Annotated in this window: 12 protein-coding genes; 9 read left to right on the top strand and 3 right to left on the bottom strand. The window is 47.9% G+C overall.

The annotated features are described in order from the left end of the window. Window positions 1-24 precede the first annotated feature (24 nt). From WS_RS05085 to WS_RS05070, 4 genes are read left to right on the top strand one after another with little or no spacing between them, the layout of a single operon-like run. A complete protein-coding gene (locus WS_RS05085; RefSeq protein WP_011138950.1) occupies window positions 25-444 on the top strand; it encodes a chemotaxis protein CheX in 420 nt (139 codons plus the stop codon). Beyond that, window positions 437-790 (top strand): flagellar motor switch protein FliN, encoded by a 354-nt coding sequence (fliN, locus tag WS_RS05080; RefSeq protein ID WP_011138949.1) that lies wholly within the window; start codon window positions 437-439, stop codon window positions 788-790. The genes WS_RS05085 and fliN overlap by 8 nt, the downstream gene beginning before the upstream one ends. Then, the gene (locus WS_RS05075) at window positions 787-1,740 is read left to right on the top strand and encodes a hypothetical protein (RefSeq protein ID WP_011138948.1); all 954 of its coding nucleotides are present in this window, start codon (window positions 787-789) and stop codon (window positions 1,738-1,740) included. Before fliN ends, WS_RS05075 begins: the two co-directional genes overlap by 4 nt. A 16-nt stretch (window positions 1,741-1,756) precedes the next feature. After that, window positions 1,757-2,530, top strand: coding sequence for an energy transducer TonB (locus tag WS_RS05070; protein ID WP_041571780.1), 774 nt, complete (start codon window positions 1,757-1,759; stop codon window positions 2,528-2,530). A 46-nt stretch (window positions 2,531-2,576) separates the two neighbouring features. On the opposite strand, the gene rpsO is transcribed toward WS_RS05070, so the two are convergent. Beyond that, complete coding sequence (gene rpsO, locus WS_RS05065) at window positions 2,577-2,849, bottom strand: 30S ribosomal protein S15 (RefSeq protein ID WP_011138946.1); 273 nt, start codon at window positions 2,847-2,849, stop codon at window positions 2,577-2,579. 165 nt (window positions 2,850-3,014) lie between these two features. Here rpsO and flhA point away from each other — a divergent pair, with 165 nt between their 5' ends. From flhA to purN, 4 genes are read left to right on the top strand one after another with little or no spacing between them, the layout of a single operon-like run. Continuing rightward, the gene (gene flhA, locus WS_RS05060; protein ID WP_011138945.1) at window positions 3,015-5,264 is read left to right on the top strand and encodes a flagellar biosynthesis protein FlhA; all 2,250 of its coding nucleotides are present in this window, start codon (window positions 3,015-3,017) and stop codon (window positions 5,262-5,264) included. A gap of 8 nt (window positions 5,265-5,272) precedes the next feature. Next, window positions 5,273-6,328 (top strand): DHH family phosphoesterase, encoded by a 1,056-nt coding sequence (locus WS_RS05055; RefSeq protein WP_011138944.1) that lies wholly within the window; start codon window positions 5,273-5,275, stop codon window positions 6,326-6,328. Beyond that, window positions 6,325-6,567, top strand: a complete 243-nt coding sequence (locus WS_RS05050) for a hypothetical protein (RefSeq protein ID WP_011138943.1) — start codon at window positions 6,325-6,327, stop codon at window positions 6,565-6,567. Before WS_RS05055 ends, WS_RS05050 begins: the two co-directional genes overlap by 4 nt. Beyond that, window positions 6,568-7,158 (top strand): phosphoribosylglycinamide formyltransferase, encoded by a 591-nt coding sequence (gene purN, locus WS_RS05045; protein WP_011138942.1) that lies wholly within the window; start codon window positions 6,568-6,570, stop codon window positions 7,156-7,158. Here the strand turns inward: purN and WS_RS05040 are convergent. Further along, the gene (locus tag WS_RS05040) at window positions 7,155-7,373 is read right to left on the bottom strand and encodes a hypothetical protein (protein ID WP_011138941.1); all 219 of its coding nucleotides are present in this window, start codon (window positions 7,371-7,373) and stop codon (window positions 7,155-7,157) included. The genes purN and WS_RS05040 overlap by 4 nt on opposite strands. 106 nt (window positions 7,374-7,479) lie before the next feature. Here WS_RS05040 and WS_RS11225 point away from each other — a divergent pair, with 106 nt between their 5' ends. Further along, window positions 7,480-9,090: a methyl-accepting chemotaxis protein gene (locus tag WS_RS11225; RefSeq protein ID WP_011138940.1), complete on the top strand. Its 1,611-nt coding sequence runs from the start codon at window positions 7,480-7,482 to the stop codon at window positions 9,088-9,090. Here WS_RS11225 and WS_RS05030 read toward each other — a convergent pair. After that, the gene (locus WS_RS05030) at window positions 9,087-9,965 is read right to left on the bottom strand and encodes a metal ABC transporter solute-binding protein, Zn/Mn family (protein ID WP_041572115.1); all 879 of its coding nucleotides are present in this window, start codon (window positions 9,963-9,965) and stop codon (window positions 9,087-9,089) included. The genes WS_RS11225 and WS_RS05030 overlap by 4 nt on opposite strands. Window positions 9,966-9,981: the final 16 nt, after the last annotated feature.

The following is a 9,981-nucleotide window of genomic DNA, read 5'->3' as shown; positions in this document are numbered from 1 at the left end:
TAATATTTTAGGAGTGGGGGCGCCATGATCGAGGTTCTTGAAAAAGCATTCATCAAGTCGATCCAAGAGATGCTGGAGGAGACTCCCAAAAAAGCCAAGCGAATGATGAAAAATGGCTTTATCTCCTCTATTGAGATTCTATCTAGCGGAGAGCGAATTCCCGTTTTTCTCATCATCCGCCCTCTTCTTTTGCAAGCCCTCGCCAATCGCCTTTTGGGTGAAAAAGAGCCTGATGAAGCGACCCTTATTGATCTGGCCAATGAGCTCTCCAACTTGGTGGTGGGTGTGGCCAAGGTCATCGCCTCCGACGAGGGGAAAGATTTCACCATCTCTACGCCGCAATTCCTCAAAATAGGCAAATTTGAACCCAAGAGCGAGGCTTCGCTCCACTTCAAGACAAGCTACTCTTTTTGCAGTCTCTACATAGGAGCCGTGCGTGGATAACGAATTCATCTTTGAAACCCCCAACCTTATCAACCCCCGACAGCAAGAGCTCTCCAACTACCTTGAAGAGGTGATTAGAAACTACTCAGGCCTATTGGACATGGAAGTGATCTTCACCGCAGAGCTAGGAGCGACCAAGATCACCTTAGCGGAGATTTTAAAATTTGAAAAAGGCTCTATTATTGACTTGCAAAAGCCCGCAGGAGAGAGCGTGGAGACCTTTGTGAATGGAAGAATCATCGGCAAAGGCGAAGTGATGGTTTATGAGAAGAATCTCGCGATTCGTATCAATGAGATTCTTGATTCTAACGCTATTGTCTATTATTTGACGCGGGAGAAGGCGTGAAATACCCCTCTTTTGGCTCTCTTTTGGCTCTTTGGCTCACCCTCTCCTCTTCGCTTTTAGCGGGAGGAATTATTAAAGATATCGAGATTTTCAAACGTACCGATCGGGTGGATGTGCTCTTCACTTTTGAGCAGAGTTTCAATGAGACCATTTCTCAAAAAGATGGCGCTGGTTATCGCACGGTCGTTTTGAAAAATACTGTCTTTGAGGGAGTTTTAGAAGAGCGTGTGGACGCCATGGGGATTGAAGAGGTCAAAATCTTTGGTCAAGGGGGTGACCTCTATTTGATGGTGATTGGTCCCAAGATTCCTGCCATCACCGCCTCCAAGGCCGCTAATGGCTTTGGGCTAAGGATTCGCATTAAAGAGATGGAGGGAATCAAACCCTCCAACTCCCCCAAAAGAGAGAGCAACGCCCTTGCCCTAGCCAAAACCCCTGCCACCAACTCCGAAGATTCCGCTCCCCCTGCGAGCGGAATCTTCGATGGCATGGGGGTTGAAACCTTTAGTTATAACCAATATCTCGCCATGATTGGAATTTTGATCCTCTCGCTTGCTCTGCTTCTTTTTTGGAGAAAGCGCACGCTCTCACCAAGCTCCAAACGCTCTCAGGGCTCTCTTTTCCCCTCTCAATCATGGCTCTTTAAGAGCAAAACGCCCCTCAAGGAGGAGATAGAGATCATCTCTCAAAAACCCCTAGATATCAAGAATCGCTTCGTCACGATTGAAAGCCATGGCTATCGCTACTTAATTCTCATTGGGGCCGCGGGGAATACGCTTATTGATCGCTACCCTATTGGAGCGCACCCCTCTAAAGAGATTGAAGAAGATTATGTGGAGGGAGAATCGTTTGAGAGGCTCTTAGAGCGCAAACGAGATCACCTTTTGCACTATCTCAATAGCGAAGATAGAAAACTCGAGGATTTTAAAGAGAAAGCCAGCCGCTACTGACTCACTTTAACCACCCATGCAAAGAAACTTTATCGCCCTCTTCATCTCATTGTTGCTACACGCTCTACTCTTGTGGCTGCTCTTTTATATGCCCAAGCCCACTCCACCCAAAGAGCCCCTCAAGCAGGGTGAACAAAAAGAGAAAAAAATCTCTTTGCAAAATCTGAAGCTCACCCCCCCTATGCCTCCTGCGCCCGCGCCTGCTCCACAAGAACCAACCCCTCCTTCAAAGGAAAAGGAGCATCAAGAGAATCCTAAGCCACCCATGAAGGAGCCTGCACCCAAACCGATGCCCACCCCAAAGCCTCTTCCCAAAGCTACCCAAGAGAGGCCAGCTCCAAGCTCCGCCAAAAGCGAGCCTCATCCAGCCCAAGAGAGCAACCAAAGCCAAGCCCCTTCCAAACCCTCCGCCCCTACCGCCTATGATTTGAGCAAAAAATTCAAAGATAGCGACATCAAAGAGCTCTATGGAGAAGAGTTTTTTGGCTTGGGCGAAGAGGAGCAGGAGTTTCTGGAGGACAATCTGCGCACCATTGGCGCTATCACGCAGCGCTATCTCAAATATCCCTCTATCGCAGGACAATTGGGGCAAGAGGGAATCAATGCCGTGGAGTTCTATCTCCATCCCAATGGAGACATTAGCGATCTTAGGCTTATCCGCTCGGTGGGCTACACTTTGCTGGATAAAAACAGTCTCAAAACCATTGAGGTTGCCTACAAAGACTATCCTCGACCCAAAACAAAGACCAAGATTAGAATTAAAGTTTATTATAAGATTTACGGAAGATAGAAGAGAAGAATCCAAAGAGGCGAAAATGCCTCTTTGGAGAAAGAGTTTATCGGTCTCGGATACCTAGAGTGCTGATAAGCTCGCTATATTTAGCGTAATCGGTTTTCTTGAGGTATTTAAGAAGATGTTTTCTTTGAGCGACCAACTTAAGCAAACCAAGTCGGCTAGCGTGATCTTTCACGTTCACTTTAAGATGCTCTGTTAGATCAGAGATGCGGCGGCTAAGGAGCGCCACTTGCACTTCGGGTGAACCCGTATCTTTTTCGCCTCGGGCAAACTTTGAGATGATCTCTAGTTTAATCGCCGAATCTAAAGCCATGATAGACCTCCATGATTGGTTTTTAGGGATTTTCCCGAAACTTTTCGGGAGGGGCATTCTACCGATGAAAAGCCAAAATTTACATTAAGTCTTGTATAATCTTTACTTCTTAAAGAATCTCATTGAGAGCTCCAGAGTCTAGATTCCAAGCAGGTGAACAAAAGAGTGGCAAAAACCAAAGAAAAAACGCTCGCGCAGAGGGCTCTGCCTTTTTTAAAAGCGATTTCTGAATCCAAAGACCTCACGGTCGTTGTCTTTATCATCTCGATTCTTGCCATCATCATCGTTCCGCTTCCTAGCGCACTGCTAGATTTTTTCTTGACGATCTCCATTGCCGTTTCGGTGCTTATCATCCTAATCTCGCTCTATATTGCTAAACCCACCGACTTCACCGCTTTTCCCACCCTGCTTCTCATCGTCACCCTCTTCCGTCTAGCGCTCAATGTCTCGACCACGAGGATGATTCTAAGCGAAGGACACAACGGCCCTGATGCTGTGAGTGATATCATCAGCTCCTTTGGAAATTTCGTGGTGGGCGGAAACTACGTAATTGGAATCATCGTCTTCTTGATTCTCGTCATCATCAACTTCATGGTCGTCACCAACGGCTCCACGCGAGTGGCTGAAGTGGCGGCGCGATTCACCCTTGATGCGATGCCTGGAAAGCAGATGGCTATTGATGCGGATATGAATGCGGGGCTTATTGATGAAAAAGAGGCCAAAAAACGCCGCGAGGGGCTCGCTCAAGAGGCCGATTTCTACGGCTCCATGGATGGTGCAAGCAAGTTTGTCAAAGGGGATGCGGTTGCGGGCATCATCATCACGCTCATCAATATCATCGGCGGATTCTTGATTGGAGTATTCCAGCATGATCTCACCATGGCCAATAGCGCGACCACCTTCACTATCCTCACTATCGGCGATGGTCTAGTCTCCCAGCTCCCCGCACTCATCATCTCAACCGCCACAGGTATCATCGTCACTCGATCCAGCAAGAATGACGAGGGGGGTAACTTTGCCGAGGGAATTATCACCCAGCTCATGAGTGAGTCAAAGATTCTCACCATTGTGGGGGGAATCTTGCTGATGTTTGCTTTGGTTCCTGGCCTGCCCACACTCTCCCTTGGGTTTGTGGGGCTTCTTTTTGTGGGGATGGCCTACCTCATTAAGCGTCAAGAAGAGGGGGGAGCGTTTGACCTATTGGAGCGCTTCATCAATAAAAAAGCAGGCGAACCTCTCGCTGCACCTCTCCCCAGCAAAAAACCTAAAACCGCTAAAGAGGGGGCAGCCCCAGGTGAAGCGGGCGAAGGGCAAGTCCCTGCCACTCCGCCTAAAAAGAGTCCCGAAGAGATCAAGAAGCAAGAAGAGGAGGCGCTGAGCGAGATATTAAAGGTGGAGATTCTAGAGCTTGATCTAGGATACCAGCTCATCAAGCTAGCCGATAGCAATCAAGGGGGCGACCTCCTAGAGCGAGTGCGTGGAATGCGGCGCAAAATGGCGGCGGACTATGGCTTTTTGATGCCTCAGGTGAGGATTAGAGATAATCTTCAACTTCCCCCTAGCCACTACGAGATTCTTCTCAAAGGGGTCGCTATTGGCGAGGGAAGCGTTCTCCCTGATCGATTCTTGGCGATGAACAGTGGTCTTGTAACCGATGAGATCGAGGGCACCCCCACTAAAGAGCCTGCTTTTGGACTCGATGCGATCTGGATTGATCCAAGGGAAAAAGAAGAGGCAATTATGAGGGGTTATACGGTTGTCGATCCCGCCACCGTCATCTCCACGCACATGAGCGAGTTGGTCAAAAAGTATGCCGAGGAGCTCATCACACGCCAAGAGGTGCACGCGCTCATGGATAAGCTCGCCAAAGATTACCCCATCATCGTGGAAGATGCGAGAAAATCGGCCAACACAGGCCTCATCCAGCAAGTGCTTAAAGCGTTGCTACACGAGAGAATCCCCATCAAGGATATGCTCACCATCCTAGAGACTATCGCTGATGTCGCCCCCCAAGTGGGTGGAAATCTCGACGTGATCGTGGAGCAGGTGCGTGCCCGACTTTCGCGTGTCATCACCACCGTCTTTAAGAATGAAGATGGAATCCTAAAACTCCTCACCCTCTCCACTCAAACCGAACAGCACCTCCTTAACAAAGTTAAAGATCAGCAGGGGCGACGACAGTTCCTATTGAGTGTCAATGAAACCAATGCACTCATTGAAGGAGTGAGCGGCGAAGTTCAAAGGGTGCTTCAGCGAGGCGTGGTTCCCGTGGTCATCATTGTAGACCCTCTCTTAAGAAAATTTCTTGCCGACAAGATGGAGCAGTTTGGACTGGATGTGGTCGTCCTAAGCCATGCTGAGATCGATACCAGCGCTAAATTTGAGGTGCTTGGCACCATCACTATACCCTTCTAAGGAGCCCCATGCACGTTCATCATCTCTCACACATTGACCTAGATGGTTATGGATGCCAATTTGTTGCCTCGCATTTTTTTAAAAAGATCGACTTCTATAACGCTAACTATGGCAAGGAGGTGGGCGCAAAGCTTGAAGAGATCGCTAGGCGCACCAAAGAGGCTCGCCCCAAAGAGATTCTTTGGCTCATCACCGATCTCAATCTCACCCTCACTGAATGCGCCTTTTTGGAAGAGCGTGCTGCTCAATTAGCCCAAGAGAACAAAAAGGTCACGATTCTGCTTCTTGACCACCATATCAGCGGAAGCGATTGCGCCCAAAAATATCCATGGTATTATCTAGATAATGAGCGATCCGCCACCAAAATCACCTACGAAACCCTCCTTGAGCGCTTCGGCTTACAAGCCAAAAAAGAGGCTCATACTCCATGGATGAGAGAGTTTGTTGAAGTGGTTAACGCCATTGATCTTTGGAAAGAAGAATCGCCTTGTTTTGAGCTGGGTAAAGTGCTTATGCGTATGGTGGTGGAGACCAAAGAGCTCAATCGCTATATGTTTGACAGGGAGCATCGTGACTATAAATTTGGCATGATCAAAGCGGCCAAGCGTTATCTCTTTGATTCCAAGGGACATATTCGCTTAGACAATGCGATGCATGCGATGAAAAAACGCCTACTTTTAGGCAAGGTCAATGAAGAGACGCTCGATAATATCGCTTCGCTCCGCCAAGTCACCCTTCTTGGCACCAAAAGGGAATCTTGCATGATAGAATATCGAGGGCATAAAGGGTTTTTGAGCTACTCCATGGGGAGTGTCTCAGTGCTAGCCAATGCCTTTTTGCGCGCCCACCCTGAATTTGACTTCTTTATGGATGTAGGCCCTAGAGGCTCAGTGAGCCTCAGAGCTAACCACCGATGTGATGTGAGTCGCCTAAGCGCTGAGCTCTTTGGCGGAGGGGGGCATAAAAATGCCGCTGGCGGAAGAATCGAAGGTTTCAAAGAGAGCTTCCTCTATGATGAAGTGAAAAAAAATATAGAACAAATGATCAAGGAGAAAACCCAATGAAAAAGAAAATTGAATTAGAGCAGGATGATTTCATCTCCGAAGAGATGGCGCTAGAGCTATCCGATATGCTAAGCGTAGCTCTCCATTTTGCGGGCATCAAAGAGAATAAGATCGAAGCTGCCATGGATGCCTATTTGAGTGCCTTGGATGAGTTTGACGATGAGGAGGAGTATGGGAGAGAGGCCATGATTAAAATCATCGAAAATCTTCGCCAAACCCACAAGGAACTCTTTATCTAAATGTCTCTTACCCAAAAAATCGTTATTCTTTTTAGCGGAGAGGGGAGCAACATGGAGGCGATCATTCGTTCACTCCACAAGAAAGAGTTTGAAGGATTTCAAGTTCATGTCGTTGCCACCCTCACCAACAATCCAAACGCCAAAGGAATCGAGCGCTCCAAAGAGCTTGGCATCCCTTGCGAGGTGATCGATCATCGTGCCTTTGAGAGTCGAGAGGCTTTTGACGCGGCTCTAGCTCAGGCTATATTAGCTCATCGACCCAATTTAACGGTTTTGGCAGGTTTTATGAGGATTCTCTCTCCTCTTTTTCTTCGCCAAATACGAGCGATCAATATCCACCCCTCGCTCCTTCCTCTTTTTAAAGGAGGAAACGCCATGCAAGAGAGCTACCTCTCTCCCATGAAAGTAGCGGGAGTGAGCGTCCATTATGTGAGCGAGGAGCTCGATAGTGGTGATCTTATCGCCCAAGAGGCTGTGGGCAAAATCGAGGGCGAGAGCTTTGAGGAGTTCAAGGCGCGACTCCACTCGCTGGAGCATCGCCTCTATCCAGAGGCAATCCTTCGGGTCTTAAAAGAGAAGGTGACGCTCTAAGAGCCCCTCTTCTCTCCATCAACGAGCCCCACGAGCCACTCCAAATGGTCCTCGTTGATCTGCTCTGCTTTCTTTCTCAAACCCTCCAATATCCCCTCAAGTGTTTCAGTGGGGAACAGCTCTATCATCTTTGAATCGATCATGACCTCCTTGCCTCCTAAGCGATTTAAAAGCACCTCAATCTCGATTTTTAGGCTTTCTCTCTGCTCATCCATCCTCTATCCTTTTGTGAATCAATTATTTTTATTTATCTTTTATTAATTAATAAGCTCATATTATAACTCAAAGAACGATTCTAGCGTTCAATCCTGGGGGAAATTCATGTCTATCAATCTCAAACTCAAGGGGATGCTCCTCTTCACTCTTTTTCTTTTAGGACTCATTGGCTTTGTCGGGTATAGCAATGGAAAGAATGGTATTCAGGCATTGGACACAATCTATTATGATACCGTGATTCCTCAAAGCAATATCCAAAGAGCGGTTGACACCTTTGTTTTTATCTCCAAAGATGCCTCCGACTATCTCACTGACACCAACTTTGGTGAAAGCTCCAAGCTCAACCTAGAGCTCCACATGAAGAATCTAGAGGCTTTTTTTGAATATGGAAAGGGAAACACCTTTTTCCAGCAAGAGAAGATTCGCACCCCTTTTGAAGAATCGATCCAATCTTACAGGGAGTATCAAGGAGTCCTCAATAAACTCCTGCAAGCCTACGCCAAAGACAGCAAAGAGGAGGCGGCTGAGGCCATTGATGATTGGATTATCGGAGACAACTACATCGGGAATCGTCTCAAACTCATGAATCAACTCGCCCAAGAATCGATCAAAAATATTGAAGAATCGACCGCCCAGAAGCTCACTCGCGGACTCTATATTCAAGTTGCCTGCTCCATTGGGGGAATCGTGCTTTTCGCGATTTTAATGTTCATGCTCAATCACCAAATCACCTTTAACCTCAAACGCCTAGGCGCCCTCATCTCCCAAAGCGCTGCCACCCTTAATCTCCAAAAAAACTTCACCATCAAAGGCAGGGATGAGATCGCTCAAATGTCCGAATCGCTCGAACAACTCCGCATCGCTATGGTAGAAGCCTTAGAGAAATCGACCCATGTCTCCAACGACTGCGCAAGATCTAGCCAAAGCCTCTCCAAAGAGAGCCAGACTCTCTCTTTGGCCATCTCTAGGCAACTAGATCAGATTCTTCACACCGATGATCTTGCTCAAAATGTCCAAGGCTCTCTTGAGAGTGCCGCCCAAGGAGTCGAATCTTCCCTTGGGGATCTGCTTAAAACTCAGCAAAATCTAGGTTCATTCGCCTCCAAGCTCCAAGGGGCGATTGATGAGATCGAGAAGACCGAAGCCAGGCAAGAGGGACTCTCAAGCAAGATGCAAACCCTCACTCTTCAAGCCAAAGAGACCAAAAATGTCCTGGGAATCATCTCCGAGATCGCCGATCAAACCAACCTTCTCGCGCTCAATGCTGCGATTGAAGCCGCAAGAGCTGGGGAACATGGACGAGGGTTTGCAGTGGTCGCCGAGGAGGTGAAAAAGCTCGCCGAGAAGACCCAAAAGAGCCTGCATGAAATTGATATTACGATTAACACTATTGCCCAATCCATTCAAGACAACAGCTCTGAGATGACACTTCTTACAGAGGAGTTGCGCGACATGACCAAAGAGACGGCTGAGCTTGTCAGCCTTAGCTCCCAAAATTACGAAGAGCTAAACGCCACGCTAGATCTCTCTCAAAAAGCGGTTCAGATTCAAAAGGAAGCCAAGAAGATGATGGAGGTTTTGATGGGCTCTCTTCATGCCATCTCTAACGTTGCCAAAGAGAATGATGAGAGTTCCAAAGAGATTCAAAAGGTCGCCGATTCGCTAGATAGCTCCTCCCATCGACTCAAAGAGGAGCTATCGCGATTCTCCCTTTAGGGCTTAGGGGTACCCTCCCCCTGGGTGATGGCTTTGGCAAATGAGCGCATTCCCTCGCTCCACTTTGCACTCAAAGGATCTGTTTCCAAAATCACCGCTCCTATCTCTTTGGCTAGCTGAGCGGCGGCTTTTTGCGAAAAACCTTTTTGGACAAAAATCGTCTTCACCCCCTCCTCTTTGGCCTCTTTAATGAGGTTTTTCAACTGAGCGGGCTTGGGCTCTTTGCCTTCCACCTCAATAGCCACCTGCGCCAATCCATAATCCCTGGCGAAATAGCCCCAAGTGGGATGAAACACCATAAAATGAGCCCCTTTAAGATCCTTCAACTCTAAAGAAAGCTCTTGATCGAGGGTCTCTAGCTCTTTGGCAAAGCGATCATAGTTGCTCTGATACTCTGCCGCATTCGCTCCATCCACCTCCACAAGACTCTCTAGAATCACCTTAGAGGCAATTTGAGCATTTTTAACACTGAGCCAGACATGGGGATCAAGCTTGCCATGCTTGTGATCGTGTTTATGCCCATGGTCATGATGCTCATGCTCTTGCATCTCTATCTTCTCCATTCCTGCGTCAAGCGCGACGATTTTAAGGCTTGGATAGAGTTGTCGAAACTTTGGAAACCATGCCTCCTCATAATCAATCCCGATTCCAAGAAGCAAGGAAGCCTCTCCCAACTTCTTCATTGTGGAGGGTTTTGGCTCGTAGGTGTGGGCGTTCATGCCTGTTTTAATGAGACTCTCTACTCTCGCCCCCTCACCCGCAATCTTTTTCACCCAATACTCTTGCGCCTCAATACTCACGAAAACCATCGGCTTGGGCGAAGCCCAAAGCGCCAATCCCGCGCTTAACCAAAATCCAATTAGCCACTTTTTCATCATGATTTCTCCTTTG

The sequence above is a fragment of the Wolinella succinogenes DSM 1740 genome (genome assembly GCF_000196135.1).
Lineage (GTDB): Bacteria > Campylobacterota > Campylobacteria > Campylobacterales > Helicobacteraceae > Wolinella > Wolinella succinogenes.
Note: the sequence above shows the minus strand (reverse complement) of the source record. Positions and strands in the feature narration are given on the sequence as shown.

Coding starts and splice junctions, on each gene's coding strand:
- WS_RS05085 (WP_011138950.1), top strand. CDS start 25: ATGATCGAGGTTCTTGAAAAAGCATTCATCAAGTCGATCCAAGAGATG.
- WS_RS05070 (WP_041571780.1), top strand. CDS start 1,757: ATGCAAAGAAACTTTATCGCCCTCTTCATCTCATTGTTGCTACACGCT.
- rpsO (WP_011138946.1), bottom strand. CDS start 2,849: ATGGCTTTAGATTCGGCGATTAAACTAGAGATCATCTCAAAGTTTGCC.
- WS_RS05055 (WP_011138944.1), top strand. CDS start 5,273: ATGCACGTTCATCATCTCTCACACATTGACCTAGATGGTTATGGATGC.
- WS_RS05050 (WP_011138943.1), top strand. CDS start 6,325: ATGAAAAAGAAAATTGAATTAGAGCAGGATGATTTCATCTCCGAAGAG.
- purN (WP_011138942.1), top strand. CDS start 6,568: ATGTCTCTTACCCAAAAAATCGTTATTCTTTTTAGCGGAGAGGGGAGC.
- WS_RS05040 (WP_011138941.1), bottom strand. CDS start 7,373: ATGGATGAGCAGAGAGAAAGCCTAAAAATCGAGATTGAGGTGCTTTTA.
- WS_RS11225 (WP_011138940.1), top strand. CDS start 7,480: ATGTCTATCAATCTCAAACTCAAGGGGATGCTCCTCTTCACTCTTTTT.
- WS_RS05030 (WP_041572115.1), bottom strand. CDS start 9,965: ATGAAAAAGTGGCTAATTGGATTTTGGTTAAGCGCGGGATTGGCGCTT.